Origin of the sequence: Candidatus Borkfalkia ceftriaxoniphila, assembly GCF_004134775.1 — a bacterium.
GTDB lineage: Bacteria > Bacillota > Clostridia > Christensenellales > Borkfalkiaceae > Borkfalkia > Borkfalkia ceftriaxoniphila.
Genome location: NZ_SDOZ01000002.1, coordinates 622,253 through 642,567 on the forward strand (window position 1 = coordinate 622,253; position 20,315 = coordinate 642,567).

A 20,315-nucleotide genomic window follows, 5' to 3' on the forward strand; every position below is an offset into this window, starting at 1 on the left:
ACACTTGTCTTTTTACGGAGAATGATATAAAAATACTGGCATGAATACTTTTGGTGATAACTTAAAAAGATTTCGGGAAGTAAACGGGTTCAGCCAACAGGAGTTGGCTGAAAAATTAGGCACGACGCAACAGCGCATCAGCGAATGGGAACGCAACAAAGTGGAGCCGGGTCTTTATAATCTATTGCGCCTGAGCAAGGCGCTCGGCGTGGGATTGGACGAACTGACGGAAGATTTGGAAATATAATACACAAAGCGGCGCTTGAAAAGCGCCGCTTTTTAGGTTTCCGCGATTGACTTTACATGATTTATATAGTATAATTGTTCGGAAGTCCATACAAAGGCAAGAAAACAAGGAGAAAAAAGATACATGCACATTTTCAACACGGTGATCGACATTATCAATAACGTATTTTTGGTATTGTGCGGAATCGCCTTTGCTGTTCAAATCATATACGTGCTGTTTTTCTGGATCAAACCCAGAAAATACCCCAAAGCGGAAAAACAGCACCGTTTCGGCATCATCATCCCCGCCCGAAACGAAGAGGAAGTCATCGGCGATACCATACGGACGCTCTTTAAACAGAATTATCCGCGGGAACTGTTCGACGTGTTCGTGGTCGCGCACAACTGCACGGACAACACGGCGCAGCGCGCGCGGGAAGCGGGCGCCATCGTTTTCGAACACAACGACGACGATCCCAAGCATAAGCGCGTGAGTTACGCTTTGCAGCACGGCTTCCGCAAGATCATCGCCGAATACGACAATTACGACGCGTTTATCCACTTTGACGCGGACAATACCATGAACGAGGACTATATCGCGCGCATGAACGACGCGCTCGATTCGGGCGTGAAGATCGCCCGTTGCTATGAAAACAGCAAAAACCTCGGACAGAATATGTGGACGGGCGTTTCGGGGCTTTACTATATCCGCGACAGCCGCATCGCCTGTCACGTGCGTTCGGGACTGCATACCGACCAGATGCTGACGGGCGCGGGCATGATGGTAAGCGCGGAGATCATCAAGCGGCACGACGGCTGGAAATGTATGGGCGTGAGCGACGATGCGGAATTTACGCTGCAAGCCATGCTCGAAGGCGAGCGCACCTATTACGTGCCCGAAGCGATGGTGTACGAAGACCAGCCCTCCTCTTTGAAAGACACCGTGAACCGCAACAAGCGCATGGGCAACGGACTGTTCAAACTGTTCTTTTCCCACGGCTTCCGCTGTCTGGGGAAATTCTTCACCACTTTCCGTTTCGGATACCTGGATATGTTTTTAACGCTCCTGTTTATCCCCATCGCCGTGGTGGCGTGCACGTGGTTCCCCCTTTATTACGGCTATAAAATAATCTTCGCCGCGGTGGTGGCGGATACCGCCTTTCTCATCGAGATCGGAAAACTGATCGGCTACATTCTGCTGTTCGCGTTCTATCTGCCGTTTACGCTGCAATCCTTGCTGGCGGCGGGGCTCGACCGCAAAAAACTGGACGTTCCCTTTAAAAAATTGTGGCCCGCGATCCTGCTTTCGCCCGTGTTCATGATCATCTACGCGATCTCCATCTGCCTCGGCGTGTTCTCGCGCCCCAAGTGGAAAAAGATCAAGCGCAACGTGGTTTCCGCGGACGCGGCGCCGACGGAAGAAATTTTGTCGGAACCTGCCGCAGAGATCGCCCCGTCGGAAACAGCCGATGAACAAAAAGAAGAATGATACAAACGCCCCGCGTCAAGACGCGGGGCGTTCTTTTTTTCAAAGATCGTAAGTATAAATATAATCGTCCATCACAAACCCGCCGCCGATATCGGAAGCGGCCTCTTCGGTGCGCGCGAACCCGAACCGCTCGTATGCGGCGATCGCTCTCTTGTTGTGCTTGTTCACGGTGAGATAAATGCGTGCAAGGCGCAGATTTTCCGCGATCATTCTCACGCAAGCCAGCGTTTTCTGCCCGATCCCCTTGCCGATGAATGCGGGATCGAGATACAATTTGGAGAGAAACAGCGCGTCCTCTTCCTCTTTCACGCCCGTATACCCCGCGATCTTGCCGCCGCATTCCACAAAATAATAGGTATAGCCGTGCGCGGATACCTGTTCTGTAAGCGCGGGAACGCTCTGAAATTTTTCCAGCATGTATCCGACCTGCGCGCTGCCGATCTCGGGGATATCATCGTAGGCGGCGTGCCACAGGCGCGAGGCGAGCGTTGCGAGCCGCGCGTAATCTGCGGGAAGCACTTCTCTTAAAATCAACTTTGTATCCATAAATTCAGTATAAACCAACGCAAAAAAAAAGTCAAACGCGCAAATGGCGTATTCTTCGACAAAAATTCTGCTTTTTCGCGCTTCTATCCGCCGCGCTCTCACAATAAGTTAATGGAGGAAGTAAAAGTGAGGTGGCTTATGGAAACTTATTTGAGCGAAACCATCGGAAAACCCGTCGTATTGATCAGCGGGGAAGTTGCGGGGTATGTGATCGGCGCGCGGCTGTCCAAAAAACTGGATGCGGTGCGCGCGCTCGTCTGTGCAGACGAGGACGAGGAAGAGTTTATACTGCCTGCGGCCTCGATCCGCGCATCGGGCGACGGCGGCGTGATGATCCGAGGACTGGGCGGAAAACCGCCCAAAGAAACCGTTCCCGCGCCCGTAGGCATGCGCGTTCTTTCCGAACAGGGCGACTTACTGGGGATCGTGCAGGACTTTGTGTGCGAGGGAAAGATTGTGAGATCGGTGCTCCTCTCCTCGGGCGAAACGTGCCCGCCCGAAAAGATACACGGGGTCGGCGAGTGTCTGATACTGGGCGATGCGCCCAAAAAGACCGCCGCGAAAAAGCTTTCGGCTCCCCTATCCGAAACGCCCGAAACAGTCGGAAAAAGCGAAGAAACTTGCGAAAAGGAAGTTGCGGCGAGCGCGCAGGCGGGCAGCAATCTTCTGACGGGCAAGCGGGTGCCGCGCGACATTTCCGACGTGCGCGGCAACGTCATCATCCGCAAAGGCAGCGTGATCACGCCCGAAGTTTTAAAGAGCGCGATCTTTCACAACAAACTTTTCGAACTGACCGTGACCGTTCTCAACGCAGACTGAAAAAGCGGTGCGCAAGATCTTCTTGCGCACCGCTTTTCTTTATAAATCGTATTTCGCCATCATTTTCAAAAGCGACGCCAAAATGTCGTTGAGCGTCTGCGCCTCTTCGGAGGAGAGGGCGTTTTTGCTCTTATAGACGGTCAGAAGATCCTCGTACTTCTGCACTTCCAGCCTGTCCCCCGCGCCCAAAGATACGCATTTGAGCCGTTCGACGACGGAAAAGATGTGATCGAGCCGCACGTCGGAGGCGTAGGAATCGTATTCGTCGCCCGCGTATTCGGGTTCGGTGAAACAGCGCACCTTTTTCAGTTCCGAGCCCCTTTGCGCGCCGACTGCGGGCGGGAACTGTTCGCTCATGTCCACGTATTCGGCGACGCGCGGTTTTGCGGCGGGCTTTGGTCCGCTCTTCTTTTTGGGAAACAGCGACAGCGCGCCGTACAGCACCAGATACGCCGCTTTTGCGGCCAAAGCGACGCCCACGTATAAAATAGCGCGTTCGGCTTCTTCGGGCGCGTAAGCGCAGACTGCGAGCGCGGCAAAGGTGAAAACGCACACGTCGGAAAAGGCGACAAACGCCGCCTTGCCGCGGCCGCGCGCTTCGGCGTTGGAAAAATAAACGATCACGTAGCCCGCGAACAGCGCCAGGGGAGATACGAGCAGCAAAAGCGCCCACGCGTCCTGAAATCCTTTGCCCGCTTCGGCGGCTATTTCTGCGATCCTCTCTAAAATATCGGTAGACATAACATTCAACTCCGTTTTTTGCTAACGGATGAATTATAGCCAAAATTTTTAAAAATAATTCAAAATAATTTGCCGAATCTTGTCTCTTTTTCAATGCAGCGGCACGTGAACGCACGAAAGACGATCGAGATTGACGATATGCGCCGAAATTTTTTCGATTTTCGCAATTTTTCCGACCGCCGCGGCGTAAATTTCCAACTGGCGGGCGTAGTCGCGCACCAGCCTTTCGTCGGAGTGCGTAGAATATTTGTAGTCGATGATCAGCGCCTCGTCCCCCCTGACGGCAAGAAGGTCGATGGCGCCCTGTACGAGCACTTCGTCCTCGCTGTCCGTTGCAAAGAGCGCGTTTGCGGGCAGGGACAGCAAAAATTCCTGCTCTCGGTACAGGGTAAAGCCGCGCAGATTTCCGAACAGGGGAAAGGCGAGAATGCGCGCCATCTTCTGTCTGTTCAGTTTTGCCGCAAGTTCGGGGCGCGTCTTTTCAAAGAGGGCGAATATGCGTTCCGCCTCCCGTTCGGGCGGCGCGAAAAAGTTCGCCCGTTCTAAAAAGGCGTGATAGGCGATGCCCGTTTCCTTGTCCGTCTTCGAGCCGCCCGTATCCTCGGGGAATAGTTCTTTTTCCGCGTAAAAGCGCTCGCCCTGCCGCTTTAAAATGGCGCTTGCGGAACTCTTGACGGGAATTTCGAGGCTGCTTGCGTACGGATAAGGCGCGCGGTAGCGCAAGGCGATCTCGCGTTCGGCTGCCTCGTCGGTGGAAGAGATAAGGAGCGGCCGCTCCCCCGTTGCCACGAAATCCGCAGATTCCAACTGCAAAAAGCGGTCGCGGAATTTTTCGAAGGGAATGAAGTCGGAAAATTTCGACGCGCGCCCGACGCGGGCAAAGTCGAATTCTCCCTCCTCGCGGAAAATGAAGTGCATACAATACTGCGCGCGCGTCGCCGCCACGTAGAGAAGGCGCATTTCGTCCTCCGCGCGCCGCGCGGTCATACGCTCGCGGAAGAGGGCGCGCAAAATCGTGTCGTAGGCGGTGAAATTCTGTTCGTTGTAAGAAAGGGGTGCAAAGCCCCACTCTTCGTCGGTCAGAATTTTTTCCTTGAAATCCCTGTCGTCGAATCGATTGTCCATGCCCGCCACGATGACGACGGGAAATTCGAGCCCCTTGGAGGCGTGCATGGTCATCACCCGCACGGCGTTTTCGCCGCCCGCCTCGGAAAAGCCGACCTGATAACGGTTATTTTTCAGGCGGCGCAAGACGTCGGACACGCTCAGCGCGCCGCATTCGGATAAAAAGCGGTCGATACGCTTGACGCGCTCTTCCCCGTTTTCCGCGCGCAACTGTTCGATCTCCTCGCCCGACTCGGACAGGATACCCGCCAGAAGTTCCGCCGCGCTCCGCACGTTGGCGAGCAGGCGCAGTCTTTGCGTCTGCGCATAAAACGCGCGCAGTTTTTCGCCCGTCCGATTCTGCGCGGCTTCGGCGTATTCGCGGCAGGCTTCGACGAAACTTTTTTGCGACCCCGCCGCCAGTCGGATATCCGCAAGTTCTTCGTCCGTCAGTTTTCCGAGCGCGCTTTTGAGCGCGGCGGCGAGCGGAATATCCTGTTCTGCGCAGTCGAGATAGCGCAGAATCTCGATCAGGCGCTTGATCTCGGGGTACTCGCAGATGTTGTATTCGGCGGCGCTCGCCACGGGAATGCCGCGGCGGACGAGTTCCGCGATGATCTTCGCCGCGCGCCCCGTCTTGCTGCGCGAAAGCACGACGATGTCTTTATAATCATTCTGCACGAATTCGCCCGAGTCCGCGTCGAAGTGTTTTTTGTGCAGTTCCGCGGCGATGACGCTCGCGATATACGCGCCCTCGGCGTCGGTCTTTTCCTCGCCGCCGTTCAGATGGCCGATGACCGAATACACGTCGCGCTCTTCGGGCGCTTTTTCTTCCTCTTCGGGAATGAAATCCAGCCACACTTCGCCCGAATTTTTCGGGAAACGGTCGCTCGCGGTCATGACCGAGGTATTCTTGTAATCGACGGCGCCCGTGCGCTTGGTCATGACTTCGGAAAAGATCAGATTGACCGCGTCCAGAACGCGCGGCGCGCTGCGGAAATTACCGTTTAAAACGAGCGCCTTTCCGCACGCGGACAGACGTTCGAACTTTTCCCCGAAAAAGCGGGCGCTGCAACCGCGGAACCCGTAGATCGACTGCTTGACGTCGCCGACCATGAACATATTTTCCCCCTGCAAGGTGCGTAAGATGCTTTCCTGACAGGGATTCACGTCCTGATATTCGTCCACGAAAACGTGCGTATAGCGCGATTTCAACTCTTTTTCCACCATCTCGTGCGACAAGAGCGCGAGCGTGCGGTGTTCGAGATCGGAAAAGTCCAGTTTGCCCGCGCGCTTTTTAACGGCGGCGTACGCGTCGTCGAAGGCGAGCAGAAGTTCGCACAGCGCCGCCGCGATCTCCCCCGAGCGAAAGTATCGCGCGAGGTCTTCCCCTTCGTTTTCGTACCCCTTCAATTCGATCAGGATCTCTTTGAATGCATTTTTCGCGCCGTCGATGTGCGCGTCGAGTCTGAGCGCGGGCGCGTTTTCCGCCTTTTTGAGCGGCCCGTTGGGGGGCTTGGAGGAAAGTTTGCTTTCCTTTGCCAGAGCCGCCGCGGCGTACAGATCTTCCGCTCTTTCCAATTGCAGGCACAGCGCCTGAATTTCCGCCAGAAACGAGAGATATTTGGGACTCATTTCGCTGCCTGAAACGAAATATTCGGTTTCCTCCGCCAGCGACTGCACGCGCGCGCGCAACTGCGTTAAACGGACTTTCAACCCCGAAAAGAGGGTATCCGCGATCGAATGAAACGTTTCTTCGGTAAAGCGCGCGGGCATATTTTCCAGCCGCGCGCGGTAATCGGCGTGCACGCGCATCTTTTCGTAGAGGGGCAAAAATAATTCCGTGAGCCGCTTTAAACCCTTGCTGCCCGCGTACAGCCGCAATAACAGTTGGAATTTTTCGCTCTTTTGTTCCAAAAGCGCGTCCGTCGCGATCTCCGCCGCGCGGTTTTTCATTTCCGAAGCGTCCGCGTCGTCGGCGATCTGAAAATCGCCGTTTTCGTCGGTGACGTAAAAGTAACGGCGGATCAGGTTTGCGCAGAACGAATGCAGCGTGCAGATATCCGACGCGCCGATCTCGCTCAACTCGTATTTGAGGCGCGATTTCACGCCCTCGTCCGTCTCCTCGTTGATGCGCCCGACGATCGCGCGTTTCAGTTTTTCCTTCATTTCGGCGGCGGCAAGGTTGGTAAAAGTGACGGCGAGCACGCCCGAGATCTGCGCCTTTCCTTCCAGAATGAGAGAGATGATCTTCTCGATCATCACGAAAGTTTTTCCGCTGCCCGCGGACGCCGAAACGAGCGTTTCGCCCTCTGCCTCCACGGCGGCGCGCTGTTCGGCCGTCAGTATTTTTGCGCTCATAACTCGCCCCTCCTCTTCTTTACGATCTTCGCGATCTCGGCGCACTTGACGGCGCTCTCTTTGCGCGCCTTTTTCGCGTCCGCGCCGCATACACCGCCGTAGGGGCAGTATTCGCACACCCCGCCGTAGGGCGAGGGCGCGATGCAGCCCTTTTCGATCTCCCGCGCGCAGCCGAGCGCCGCTAGGCGGGAATAGTCGATAAACGCCTCAAAATCGTCGCCGTTCATCTGCTTGTCGCTGTTTCTTCCGAGCGCGGCGTTGACGAAACGGCTCTTGCCGCCCTTTTCCAGGGCGACGTCGCTCATTTTCACAGCCTCTTCGTCGGCGAGCGAAAATCCCTGCATGCGGAAGGGATAGTCCTCCCCCTGCCGCGCGAAGGAGATGCGCGCGGGGAAATAGTACGCGCCTGCAGGCTTGGCGTAGGCGCTCACCGCGCTCATGTACAGTTGCAACTGCAATCTGCGTCCCGTATAATAACTGTCCGCGTCCGCCTCGATGAGCGAACCCGTCTTATAATCGACGACGCGCACATAGTCGCCGCCACGGTCGATACGGTCGATCTTTCCCGAAAGGCGCAGATCGCGTTCGCCGGACAAGAGCGTGATGCCCGCAAAATCCGCATCGCGGCCGCCGAACTTCTTTTCCGCGCCCCAGACGGTAAACGCGGAACAGGCGATCTGCCGATATAATTCGGCAGCCACGACGCCCGCCTCGTTTTCCAGCGCACCCGCGGTGAATTTGCCCGCGTTGGTGTCTTTCAGATAGCAAAACGGCGCTTCGGAAAGCAATTTTTCCGCCTGCCCGCGGGCGAACGCAACGCACGCCTGTTCGCTGTCGAACGTGCGGAAAGACTCCGCCGTCCGCTGCAAGACGGCGTGCATGAAATCGCCCGTATCCAGTGGCCGCACCGCGCCCTCAATGCGCGGCATGAGGCGCAGTCCGCGCTCGGAAAAATTCTTGTAAGGACAGGAAAAATAGCCCTCGATGAGCGTGGGCGAGATCTCGTGCCGCCCGCGGAACATAACTTCCGCGGCGTTGGGGATAAAATCCCCTTTCGTCTGCGCGTTCAAAAGAGAATCGACGTCCTCGCCTTTGTTTTTCAGCGCGAAATACAGTCCGTTGTGCGCGGAGAACTCCGCCGCGCCCCGCCTGTATTGATCGGCGCGCAGCAAAAGTTCTTTGAGCGCGGGTACCCGCTCGATGGCGGCAAACGAGAGATAGCGCGCGTAGGCGGCGCCGTTTTCCCGTTCCCAACGCTCGAATCTGCCGCGCGTAAACGTAGCGACGGGCGCGCCGCCCTTTCTTGCGAGCGCCGCGAAAACCGTATCGAAAATTTCGCTCTTTTTGCATTCCTTTCCGCCCTGCGATAAAGGATACGTAAGATACAGCCGCTCGGTAAACGAACACAGAGCGAGCGCGGCGCTCTCCCGCGCGCGTGCGTTCACTTCGCGTATCTTGGGCTGGATCTCCACTTTCAGCGTGCGCAGGCGGTCGATATCCCGATCGGAAATGAGGGCGGTATCCGCGCCCGACGCGGGCACGTCCGAGGTGAGCGCGGCGGCAAACAGCACTTTCCCCGCGCTCTTCTTGCTTTCGGAGAGCGAGCCGACGAATACCGCGTCTGTAAACTGCGGAATGAGGGAAATTTCCAAACTTTTCAGGCTTTCGGACAAGAGGGAAGAAAACTCTTCGGCGGAAAGCCGCACGCCGCGCGTAAGCATCTCCGCCTCGTCGAGAACGCGGTTAAGGCTCTCCGCCCCCTTGGAAAAATATGCCGAATCCTCCGCATACCCCGCCTCTGCGAGTTGTTTCGATATTTCTTCCTGCACCTTTTCCGCGTCCGCAAGGGCGAGAAGAGAACGAATCGCAGCGCAGTACGCCTGTCCCTCCGCGCGCGCCGCCGTAAAGGAAAGCATGCGCGAAGCGCGCTCGTACAGCGGGGAAAGCGCGGCGAAATCCTCTTTCGATAAGGCGCCTTCCTTTAAGGGACGGCGCAGACCGCCCCTGTAATTTGCGAATTGCAGAAGATAATTTTTATATTTGTCGCGCAGGGACGCGTTCTTTTCGAAAAACACGTTGCCCACGAAACTTTCCGCGTCGTCTGCGGAAAAACCGTCGTAGATGAGTTTGCAATAATCGAGCGCGAAACGGCAGAGCGGATGGAACAGAACGCTCTTTTTCACGTCGGCAAAGTACGGGATCTTGTACTCGGAAAACGTCTTTTCCAGTTTGACCGCGTAGGCGGCGACGTCGGGAAGCAGCAAGGAAATATCGCGGTAACGGAGGGAGCGGCCGTATACTTCCTTCTTGATCATCGAGGCGACGAAGGAGAGTTCGTCCTCCTCGTTCGCAGCCTCGTACACGGTCACGGCGTCACAGGCAAGGCGCGGTTTTTTATAACATTCGGGATCGAAAAAAGACTCGCGCAGTTTTTCCGCCGCAGGGCAACTTTCGCCCGCAAGCACGATCTTTTCCACTTTCGCGCCGCATTCGGCGCAATATTTTTCAAAGGCGAGCGCCGCTTCGTTGGTGTAGATCTGTTCGTTTCCGCCGATAAAAATACCCGTGACCGCGTCCGCGCTCCCGATCGCCGCGCGGATGCCCGCCGCCGCCTGTTTGGTAAAGGAGGAAAAACCGACGAAAAACACGTTCGCGCCGCGCACCTTTTCGCTCTTTTCCATCGCCGACGGCAAGAGCGCCAGAACGCCGCTCTCGTCGAGATAGCCGCCCGACAGAAAATCCAGGTATTCGCGGTAGACAAGGGCGATATCTTTGAGTTTTTCCGCCAAGATCTCGTCCGCTTCGGGGATCGCCTCTTCCAGCATTTCGGGCGTGACGAGCGCCGCGCGCAACTGCGCGATGGTCTCGTACAGCCGCTCGGCGCAGCCTGCGGGATTCTTTTTGAAACAGCGGAGTCTGTCGCGGCAGCGCGCTGCGATGGCGCCCACCGTGATGACGGAGCCTTGTTTGGTGAGCACCCGCCCCGAGTACTCCCCTTTCAGAAAGCGCGCGAACGTAGTGACGGAGGTCGCGAAAGAGCCGCCCGTGCGGGCGATCGCGGCGCGTTCGGCTTCCAGCGTGAGCCTGTCCTCCGCAAATATGAGATTGTTGCGCCCGTCCTCGCAAACGGCACCCGTAAGGGCGTTTAAAAGTTCGCGGACGTTGGGCGCGAGTATCATTCTGACGATCATAGTCTTCCTCGTGCGTAAAAGGCCGCTCTCTCGCGGCGATGTTTATTCCATTATACCATAAATTCTTTTGAATTTTAAGGAAATTTCATGATTTTGTTTTTACAAACGCGACAAATTATGGTATACTGTTATCTGTTCAATCCAACAATACGCTTTATGGAGCACTTTTTTATGAAAAAGAAATTGACGGTACTTTCCATTCTGATTGCGGCGGTCCTCGTTGTATCCGCCTGCACAGGCATGGTCTCCACGACATTGACGGCCAACTGGCACACGCGCGATATCGAATACGACCCCGCTTTTTACGAGGAACTCACCTATGACGTTGCCTATAACGGCGACGAGGCGACCACGACCGTGTACGATATGAAAGATTTCAAGGGCACGTACGTCATGAAAATTTCCGCGGGCGAAAGTTATCTCACCGAGGACGGAAAAACGGTCAATAATTTGTATAAGATGGAAACCGACCTCAGCCTTTCAGGCACATTCGCACAGAAGAGCGGAAAAGACGTATTCGCTTTTTCCGATCTTTCGGTCGTTTCCACCGTCTATTTCCACCGCATCGGCGAAGGCTATAACCTGCAGCCCGTACACAGCGAAACGAAATATCTCGTGTACGCGCCGGGACAGGGCAGCCTGAACGCGGTAGACGTCCGTATTGCCAAATACGACGTCGTCATCGACTACAACGATAACTGTTCCGCTGCGAAATACAGCAAGAAAGACCGCAGCGGAGAACTAGACGTTTCCATTCCCGACGAATGGAAGAACAACGTGCGCATCGAAAAAGCCAACGACGTCGAAAATCAGAGTTTTTCCAAGTTACAGAATAGTTACTCTTTCTTCGACAACGCGCAGTTATATTTTGCAGCGCGCGGCATGGCTTTCGCGCAAAACTCTTCCTTTACGGTGAACACCATCGTCCCCAACGCCAATAAGACGGCGAAACTGCAATTCTCCTGCTCTTCCGTTTCCTCCCGCAAATATGCGTTTACGATGGACGGCAAGGAAGTGAACGAAGATATTTCTTCCGCAGAAGTGAGCATGGGCCTGAGCGAGGGCAATTCATCGGGCAGTTCCGTCAAACTTTATCTTGCGACCAAGGCGGAAGGACTTTCCAACACTTACCGCAACCTGCCGTTGCAGATCGAAGAACCCTACTCTTTCGGGCTGGGAAAAATGGTGTATTCTTTGAAAAACGTTTCCACCGTCCGCCCCGCATAAAAAACGAAATTTAACCCCCGCCGCAGTTTTGCGGCGGGGGTTTTTAAAGTTTTCGACCCGTTATTAAAATAGAATAAGTGATATTCATCCACCTTAAATGTACTGTTTTAACGCCTCTACGGAAGCTTGGTCAGGAACGGTAAAGGTATCGGCGACAAATGCGCAATTTTGATCCGAGCGGTCGCGCTTTAACAAAAGGTAGTCTCCCAGCATATGCACCGTTCGGTTTTGACGCCGTTCGGAAAAAGCCGTAAATCGTTCTTCGATATGTACTTCTTCCTCAATGTTTTCAAATTCGAGCATCCCGTTCTTCAATTCTCCCGCCGAACAACGAACCTTACAATGCGAAGGTACATAAATACAAAGGTGAGAAATTCTATGGTGAGGCTTGATGTCGAGGATTCGACCTTCATTATGCTCCGTAACGCTTAAAGACAATTCCTCACTTTCCATTTCAAAAGGTAAAAGAACATATGATGTACCGTTCCTCTTTATGATGCCGTACTCACAGAGTTCATAAAAGCATTCTGCTATACGCATTGTACAGCAAAAAAAAGCCTCATAAATGTAGCTGTGCAGACAATCGTTCTTTTCATTCAAACAAGTTTCACACCCGGCTCCGCCGTTCGGCCTTTGCGATACGCGCAAAGCATTCAAATAACAGCGATTGGCAAATTCTATATATCTCCTCTCTCCCGTTATTTCAAACAGCTGCATGGCAAATATCAAGGAATCTACGACGGCACAGGTTTCCGTCCAATAAGGCTTGCCGAACCAGTTAAAATTTGCATAATTAAGCGTCATTCCGTAGTTGAAGTACAGCTCGAAATTGCGTTTCGCCAGGTCCAAAAGCTCTTGCTCGCCCGTCAACCGATAAAAGCGAAGAACCCCGCGGGAACCCGATAGGGTTGCGTGCGTCTGACAGTTATATCTCACATAATCAATTTGAGAAAATTTTGAAATCATAGCTCGGATGACGGGTAGCAACGCCTTATTTCCTGTGATTTCATAAGTATGAGTAATACCGTCCAACAAAATAAACGCGCAGCCCACATCGCTGGAAAGCCGCCATCCTTCGGTCACGATCTTCTGTAAATGGCCGCCTACATCCCCCTCCTCGCGCTTGACCGTAGGATAACGCAGATAAGACGGTGCAAGTTTTGTCAAATACCTCTCTGAGATACGGTTCAGCCTTGCGAGTACCTCCTCTCTCCCAACGATCTCATACACAGCACACAAGCCCCGCAAAAACCAACTGTTGCCAGAAAGCTGTTGCTCGTTTACTGAATTTTCGTCAAACAATTCGCCGAAATAACCGTCTTCATTGGTGTGTTCATCGAGAGAATCTAAAATATCATCAAGCTGATGCAGGATATTCTGTTTTTCCCTCTCGCCGTCTTCTGCCCGATAAAGCGATGCGAGCGCAAGAATCGTTCTGCCTTGCCAATCACCCGGCCAATCCCCTCCCTCGAGAAAAATCTGAGGGGCACAATATTCGGGCGCCGACAACCGTTCTCTGTTTTTGCGTATTCTGTTTTTTAACTGTCCGTAAACTTTTTTCATTCTGTTTATTATGCCGTTCCGCAGAATCCTCTGCGGAACGGCCCACCTTTTTATTTAATTTCGATCAATTCAATCGTTACCGAAGCTACATATACATTGGCGGAAGCGCCGCCCGCTACATACAGGCTGAAGAAATCGATCAAACCTTCATTGGTGATCGAAACGGTTTGCAGTCCTGTTTTTTCGGTCAATACGGGGAATTTTTGATTATCGAAGTTTGCCATCAGGCTACCCGTTACCGTTTCGACGTACATCGTAAACGTAATTTTGTAGATGCATCCCGTTTCGCAAATTTTATTCAGACGGAACATTTCGCCTGTCTTATTGTCCGATTTATTGAACTGCAAGGCGCTATCGGTAAAACCTTCCTTTTCGGATAACTTGGTTCCGTCGGAAAGAGTTATTTCCGACGGAACAACGTTGGATACGTTGTTGAAATCGCCCGGCTTGTCTTTCGCGGTAAGTGTCCACGTATGCCCCACGGCATAGCCGTTCGGCGTTTTCTGCGCCGTTTCGTGAGCAGATCTGCTGATGGTCACATCTCCAATGAATACAGTATTCTGATTTCCGCTGTATAGACCTAGATTTATATTTTTTGCATTTCCCTGCACCTTAAGCGTCCAGGTATGCACACCTGCCTTACACTGATCGCCTGATAGTTGTCCCAAAGAATTTCCGCCAACCTGCATGTTCGCATCCGTACTCTGCCACCAATGCCAGCCGCTGATATCCGCGGGCAGATACACTTTCAGCGTGAGGGTGTAATCGTAAGCAGGATCGATACAGAGATCTTTCACAGAGAGGAAACCTGTCTGTTGTCCCGTAGTGAATACAACCGTAGAACCATTAAATCCATTTTCAGGAGTGATATTTTTGAACTGCTCCTCCGTAAGATATTTACCGCCGACGAGCTTATCTTTTTGCAAATAGATCGCTCCGGAAGAACCGATCACATCGGAATAGTTGTCGTCGTCACCTGTAAAGGTATGACCGCTACCGTCGAGATCGTCCGCCGTGATCGTTTTGGCGGGCTGTGTGCGGATAACGGTGGCGTCTTCTACTACTTCGCGCGTCAAGCTGATGTTATCCATCGCCAGGCGCAGGCCGTTGTATTGGAAAGAGGTATTGCCTGTATATGTGAAGAATCCCATATACCAAGGCTTGCTTGTATCAAATACCTTGATCGCAGAATATTCGATATGCGTGACATCTCCGTTCGTTTTTACCTCATAAGGAATACCCTGAGCCTCAGTCTGGCCTTCCTGTACAAAGAAGAGATAAATTTTGTTATCGGGAAGATTTCCTTCGATGACCTTCACGTCCAAGCTGACCGTCCATTTGCCGGTCTTGATATAATCTTGTACCGCACCAAAATAAAATTTAGTATCCGAAGTAGCAACGCAGTTTTCGTAATCGAGAATAAGCGAATTGCCCGCGATCGCATCTTCTCCGCCACTGATCGAGGCGGGAACGATGGTATCATAAGTCAGACCTTTGGCAAACGAGCCGTTATAGCCCTCTTCAAAGTTTTCGGTAAACTTTACGTTATCTTTTGCCAGATTGGAAATATCATTTTCCCCTTCCGAAAGTACGGTTTCAGCCTTTGCAGGCGTTACTGTAACGTCGATGAACTGTTCGTCGTAATTTTCTGCTTTATCTTCGACATAATAAGAAATTTTATGCTCACCCGCAACTTGGGCTTTAAATGTATAGTTTCCGTTCTCCCCTTTCTTCAGCTCAACGCCGCGCGGAGAAGTCGCCATACCTACTTCGACAGCGGAAGTCAAATCGCCGTCGGTATCATCGGATGCAGTTACGGTTGGCAATGTCAAGCTCTCTCCCACCTTAACGATACGCTCTTTTTCTTTATCCTGGATGGTAATTACCGGAGCCGTAGTATCGGCAGGTTTTTCAGCTTCTTTCACCGTAACAACAACGCTCTTTTCCGCTGAGCCCGCTTCATTTACCGCTTTGACTGTCAGTGTGTAGATCCCTGTTTCTGTCGCAGTAAATTCCCGGCTCGTCTCGTTATATCGGCCGCTTTCTTTACCGCTTTTTTCCGTTACGGTCACCGTGACGGTTTCGGCATGATCAACGGTATATTCAAGCACATACTTTTCGCCGATCCCGATGGTCTGTTCTTTGCTGGTGATCGTCAAGGTCGGCTTTTCAGCCGACCCTTTGTCGCCGCAGGCGACAAAAGAAAACACAAAAACAAAGCACAGGATTGCAGAGAGCAACATCTTAATTTTGGTTCTCATAATTTTCTCCTCTCAATTTTATTTTTGCCCGTTCTTAAAATTGAACTGAGGCATTTTTTCTGTTTTAGTTTTATAGTTTTCAACAAAGTGCGGCACATTTCCCACCTGAAGGCGTTTACGGTTGAGCTCGTCGCGGTCCGCGTCTGCAAATATAAACGCCATGGCGACGGGCTTACCTTCATCAATACAGGTCTTCATTCCGTCTGCCAACGTAAACGGTATAAAAATCTCACCGCTATAACCGTCGGAAACTGTTTTGACAGCAACCCGCATCTGCGCTTTTCCGTCGATAAACTTATCCGAAGTACGACTGTTGCCGAAAGTAAAACCTCCTGCCCAGGTAGGAGCGAATGCCATTTGCAAAACATCTCCTTTGTTGCGATATAATTGCATATCCGCGTTGGGCATATCAATGACGGTGCTCATGAAAATTTCCACACAGTCTCCGTTCCAGAAATCGAGCACGGAAGCATAATCAGGCTTATTATCACGCACCTTAAAGCCGAAATAAAGTCCTTCGTCCGTCCATGCAATGCGTGCGACTTCCACCCCGAAAACATCGGCATAATCAGCAGGATTGATCTCATCGCCTGTTGCAAGAGACGAACCGTTCATTTCGATTGCCGTTCCGACGTCATTCCAATCTGAAATATCACCATCAATTTTAATAACATCCTTATCCAGCTTGAAAACGTCGATTTGCGGTACTTCTCCGTCATATTCCTTATAGCGTAGATTATAGTTATCCTTTAAGACGATCGTCTTTGTATCGGTCGTGCCTGCGGTATTGATCCCGACAAAGGTTTCCGAACCGAGCGTATTATAGTTATAATTATTCACCAACTCGATTTCGTTTACGTTTTCCAATTCTACCGCGCATTCTGTCATCTCTGAGGCAGATACGCGCCCCGTATTGTAAAACAAATTACTGGAAATCGCACTATCCGGAGCACCTACGCCGCGCAGTGATATACCCGCGTTGCCTGAATTGGAAATAAAATTATTTTCAATCGAAATGCCGCTGACAGTGCCCGAAGGAGCAACGATCCCTCCCTCCGCGATGGCAAATACAGCAATGCTTCCGCGGAGAGCATTGTAAAGCAGATAGCCATTATTGATGAGCTTGTTGTTGCGTACAGCAATATCCGAAGGCATTGTAGCTTCGTTGAAAATATCCAGACTGGAATGGATCATGATCGCTCCCTGCCCTACGTTTTCAAAGGTATTGTTTTCAACAACGGAGCCTGGTATCTGCACCAAGATACCGCGGTTACGCTTATTGCGCACGATATTATCGGAAAAGGTAAAGCGGGGCACTGCGGAAACATTCGTAACGACACACTTTGTCCAATCCACATCGCCTTTTATACGTTCCTTGACCGTAACCACATAGCTGGCGCCCTCCGCCACCGCTGACTCGACAGTAAAGCTGCCGCGTTCGGCAAAATCAGTCTGTGCATAGACCTTTAACGTTTCGCCGGCTTTCGGCAAGGCGATAGCGCCGGTCTTTTTGGAAATCGTCAGCGTACGGGCAACAGGATCGACCGTATTCAGCGAGTAATAATAACCCGATTTGATGTTGAGCGCGTCATCATGGGTGTTTTCAATGATGCTGTTTGTAATCTTTACTTCTCCGAGACAAGCTTGGAGATGATACCCGTCTGCCGTCGCCGTCATGATACGGTCATCTTTCAAAGCGACGTCAAAGCGGTTCGCATAAAAATTTTCGACGCCGCTCACGGTGATCGCCATACCTGGACAGGTGTAAACAGCGCAATTCTCTACATATACATCCTTACAATCGCTAAAATTTATGCCATTTTTTCCGTACATGGCAAAACCTAAAGCGACAATATCGCCGTTTCTGGGTTTCGTAAAGGAACTGCGATACGACTCTTTAAATTTTACCGTCACAGTCGCAGGAGCTGAAAAGGTAACGCTTTCGAAAACATTTTCATCCCTTATCAGGAACGCGCCGCCTTCCTTCGGAGCAGAGGTATACTGATCGTATTCGATATAAGAATACAGCGTTCCCCCGAGCGCCTGGCTGGATGAAAGCGCAGCCAGGCTCGCCTGCTGAGTTTCAGGTACGGTCATCGTAACGGTAAGAGCGTCTTTGTCGGAAGCTTTTACTGTACCTGCAAGCGCGGGAAGCACCGAATAATCCAAACGCACATTTTCCAAATGCAGATCGGTACAGTCTGTAAAAGATAAGCCTCCCAGCCATGAAGAACCCGTATTGATGGTCAAAACAGTATTCTCGCCCCCTTGGATATATAACCCGTCAAAACCGGCGACAGAAAGAGTATAGGTGGTATCGGCAAGGCCCGAACTGTTACGGTCGATATTTAAATCACGATCGGGTAATTTAATCTTGACCTTACCGCCATTCTTCTGAAAGTCTTTCGCATCGTTTATTACGGCAGTCAGCGCCTCTGTATCCGATTTCCCTTTTGAGATGTAATCTTCAACATCAAATATGGCATCCTCGCTGAATTGCGAATCGGCGGGGATCTCGTACATGCCTTTCGACCTTCCCTCCTTTCGTACGCCAACATTGGCCGGATCAGAAAGACCGTAACTGTCCGTCAAGTTTTCTACTGTATACTCGTCCTCCGACAATGATTTGACATAATCGGCAATTTCCATTTTTTGTACCGGCGGTTTCGGCGTAGGCGGGTCTTCTTCCTGTTTATCTCTTCCGCACGCAACGAATGAAAATGCAAGCGCAGTCACTAATCCAAAACAGATGACGGTCCGCAACCATTTTCTATTTAACTTCATACCTTTCCCTCCAGAATGTATTCGATATTACCGGTTGCCTCAGTCCCCTCCGCTGCCGATTTATACAGAAGCGCAAAGCCCTCGATGGCAGACGGCAAATATGCAAAATTATCGCAGACATACGCGTTCCTGTCGGTGACCAAAGAAATCATTGCGCGTTGTGCATCATTCACGGCACTGCGGCAGATATCATAGGCAAGATTATTTTTTGCGACACAGTCGCCTGTCCCGCAGAAATATACGGCACCTGCCGCCGAACGGCTGAAATAGTTATTTTCAACTTCAATCGCTCGTACGGTATTTGCGAGTACTGTTCCGCCGTTTCGGAACGCAGATACATCCGCCGACAGTCCGTGTGCCGTATTATTATCGAAAAATTTGCAATTTCTCACAGTAATTGAACGGGGGATAATCGCCTCGGCAAAAATGTCGAAAGATGCGTTCATCATAATCGGACCATGTAATACATTATAGAAAGCACAGTTCACGATTTCTGAATTCCGGACTTGCGCCAAAATTCCGCGGTTGCGCTTATTTCGGATGATACAATTTTCAACTTTCAATGCAGGGACACGAGTAGTATTACCTACCAAGCAACCCGAAATATCCTCACGGATACGCTTATCCACCGTCAGATCATAAGAAAGGCCCAAAGCAGTAACCTTGACGACCGTATACGTTTCTATCAGTTCCATACTTTGCGGGTCGTAAATTTCAATCACATCCCCTTCCATGATGGGATAATTTGTCGTAGCGGAAGAAGCTCCGCAGACCAATGTATTTCCTGCGTATGAACTTACCGTATTGTAAAAGGAACAAATATTCATCGCGTCGTCGTGTGACGCCTCGTATAGACTGTTCGTAACGATCATATCGCCATAACATCCGTTCGCGTGCAGACCATCAGCCGTAGACGTCATCAGACGTTCGGAGCCTTCCCGCAGCCGCAAATTGGTTCTGTTCATGTACAGATCTTTAACGTTATAGGTCACGAAAGTCATGCCCAAAGAAGCGTAAACGTCATTGCTTTCCATATAGACTTTCTCGCATGACTGAAACATAAACATGCCATATTCGTACATCGTGTAGGACACGGAAACTTTCGTTCCTTCGTCCGGCGCGCGGTATCCGCTGTCGGCGCTGAACGCAATCGTCAACGTGTGCGCTGCCGGATCGTAGGAACCACCGACAAGGTTTTCCACCCTGTCGCCCGTGGAATTGTAACGGAGCATACCATCTTTATCGGGAATATATGCGCCATAAGTTTCATCCCACACATATTCCATATAGCTGCCATACTTCACTTTTCCGCCGTTGAAACGGCTGTCGGACATATCAAATTCTTCACCGAGTTTCAAAGTGACCGATCGTTTTGCCTCGTCGGTAGATATGACAGTTCCCGTGACCGTAGATGCAGGGTGATAATCGAATTCAAATCCGTTTATATGGAAATTCTTGCAGTTTCGGATATCCATAGCGCTCGTCCACTCGGTCATCCGCCATTCGGCATCCTCTCCCACCACGTACAGATCCTCGATGTCGGCAAAGTTTACCGTTGCATGGAACAGATAGACGCCTTGCGGGAAGCGCAGAAACTTAAGCCCTTCCACGTTCTTGATTTGCTTCAGAAGAATATTGAGCGCGGGAGCGTTGTCCTTATTTTCGGGAAATATTCCGTACTCACGTACATCGTATACGGCGACAAAATCCTCTTCGTCAGGAACGGGATACAGCACTTCGTTTTCAAACCGATCCCGATCTACGCCCACGGCATTTGCATCGGATAAGCCCATAAATTCCTTTTCCTTGCTGTCGGCCGGAAACGAACGGTTGTAAATATCCCTCTCCAGCGCATCGATCACCTGTTCTTTTTCCAAAAGCGTCACTTCCTTTTGCGGCGGGTCTTCTTTTTGTGTATCCTTACTTTCACAGCCGAACAATGATAAAAACAAAGTAAGGCTTATCAGTACCGCGAATAATTTTTTAAAAAACGATTTCATTTTC

The 20,315-nt window shown here is 51.6% G+C and carries 12 protein-coding genes; 4 read left to right on the forward strand and 8 right to left on the reverse strand.

Annotation, left to right across the window (positions count from 1 at the left end; translation table 11 throughout):
• Window positions 1–40: 40 nt before the first annotated feature.
• Both ESZ91_RS03075 and ESZ91_RS03080 read left to right on the forward strand, forming a co-directional pair.
• Window positions 41–247: a helix-turn-helix domain-containing protein gene (locus ESZ91_RS03075; RefSeq protein ID WP_129224029.1), complete on the forward strand. Its 207-nt coding sequence runs from the start codon at window positions 41–43 to the stop codon at window positions 245–247.
• A gap of 123 nt (window positions 248–370) precedes the next feature.
• The gene (locus ESZ91_RS03080; protein WP_129224031.1) at window positions 371–1,714 is read left to right on the forward strand and encodes a glycosyltransferase family 2 protein; all 1,344 of its coding nucleotides are present in this window, start codon (window positions 371–373) and stop codon (window positions 1,712–1,714) included.
• 39 nt (window positions 1,715–1,753) lie between these two features.
• Here ESZ91_RS03080 and ESZ91_RS03085 read toward each other — a convergent pair whose 3' ends face one another.
• Window positions 1,754–2,248: a GNAT family N-acetyltransferase gene (locus ESZ91_RS03085; protein WP_161971024.1), complete on the reverse strand. Its 495-nt coding sequence runs from the start codon at window positions 2,246–2,248 to the stop codon at window positions 1,754–1,756.
• A 150-nt stretch (window positions 2,249–2,398) separates the two neighbouring features.
• Between ESZ91_RS03085 and ESZ91_RS03090 the strand changes: the two genes are divergently transcribed.
• Window positions 2,399–3,079 (forward strand): hypothetical protein, encoded by a 681-nt coding sequence (locus ESZ91_RS03090; protein ID WP_129224035.1) that lies wholly within the window; start codon window positions 2,399–2,401, stop codon window positions 3,077–3,079.
• A gap of 39 nt (window positions 3,080–3,118) precedes the next feature.
• Here the strand turns inward: ESZ91_RS03090 and ESZ91_RS03095 are convergent, their stop codons facing one another.
• The 3 genes from ESZ91_RS03095 to ESZ91_RS03105 all read right to left on the reverse strand — a co-directional run bounded on the left by ESZ91_RS03095 (window position 3,119) and on the right by ESZ91_RS03105 (window position 10,476).
• A complete protein-coding gene (locus ESZ91_RS03095; RefSeq protein ID WP_129224037.1) occupies window positions 3,119–3,820 on the reverse strand; it encodes a hypothetical protein in 702 nt (233 codons plus the stop codon).
• A gap of 90 nt (window positions 3,821–3,910) precedes the next feature.
• Window positions 3,911–7,285 (reverse strand): UvrD-helicase domain-containing protein, encoded by a 3,375-nt coding sequence (locus ESZ91_RS03100; protein ID WP_161971025.1) that lies wholly within the window; start codon window positions 7,283–7,285, stop codon window positions 3,911–3,913.
• A complete protein-coding gene (locus tag ESZ91_RS03105; protein WP_129224041.1) occupies window positions 7,282–10,476 on the reverse strand; it encodes a PD-(D/E)XK nuclease family protein in 3,195 nt (1,064 codons plus the stop codon). The genes ESZ91_RS03100 and ESZ91_RS03105 overlap by 4 nt, the downstream gene beginning before the upstream one ends.
• 171 nt (window positions 10,477–10,647) lie before the next feature.
• On the opposite strand from ESZ91_RS03105, the gene ESZ91_RS03110 reads away from it, so the two are divergent.
• A complete protein-coding gene (locus ESZ91_RS03110; RefSeq protein WP_129224043.1) occupies window positions 10,648–11,703 on the forward strand; it encodes a hypothetical protein in 1,056 nt (351 codons plus the stop codon).
• A 93-nt stretch (window positions 11,704–11,796) separates the two neighbouring features.
• On the opposite strand, the gene ESZ91_RS03115 is transcribed toward ESZ91_RS03110, so the two are convergent.
• The 4 genes from ESZ91_RS03115 to ESZ91_RS03130 are packed head-to-tail and all read right to left on the reverse strand — an operon-like array spanning window position 11,797 to window position 20,311.
• Entirely contained in the window at window positions 11,797–13,266 is a 1,470-nt protein-coding gene (locus ESZ91_RS03115; RefSeq protein WP_129224045.1) for a beta-L-arabinofuranosidase domain-containing protein, read from the reverse strand.
• Window positions 13,267–13,316: 50 nt separating this feature from the next.
• Entirely contained in the window at window positions 13,317–15,527 is a 2,211-nt protein-coding gene (locus tag ESZ91_RS03120; protein ID WP_129224047.1) for an immunoglobulin domain-containing family protein, read from the reverse strand.
• A gap of 18 nt (window positions 15,528–15,545) precedes the next feature.
• Window positions 15,546–18,311 carry a right-handed parallel beta-helix repeat-containing protein gene (locus ESZ91_RS03125; protein WP_129224049.1) on the reverse strand — a complete coding sequence of 922 codons (2,766 nt, stop codon included), beginning with the start codon at window positions 18,309–18,311 and terminating at the stop codon, window positions 15,546–15,548.
• Entirely contained in the window at window positions 18,308–20,311 is a 2,004-nt protein-coding gene (locus ESZ91_RS03130) for a right-handed parallel beta-helix repeat-containing protein (protein ID WP_129224051.1), read from the reverse strand. Before ESZ91_RS03130 ends, ESZ91_RS03125 begins: the two co-directional genes overlap by 4 nt.
• Between the last annotated feature and the right edge of the window lie 4 nt (window positions 20,312–20,315).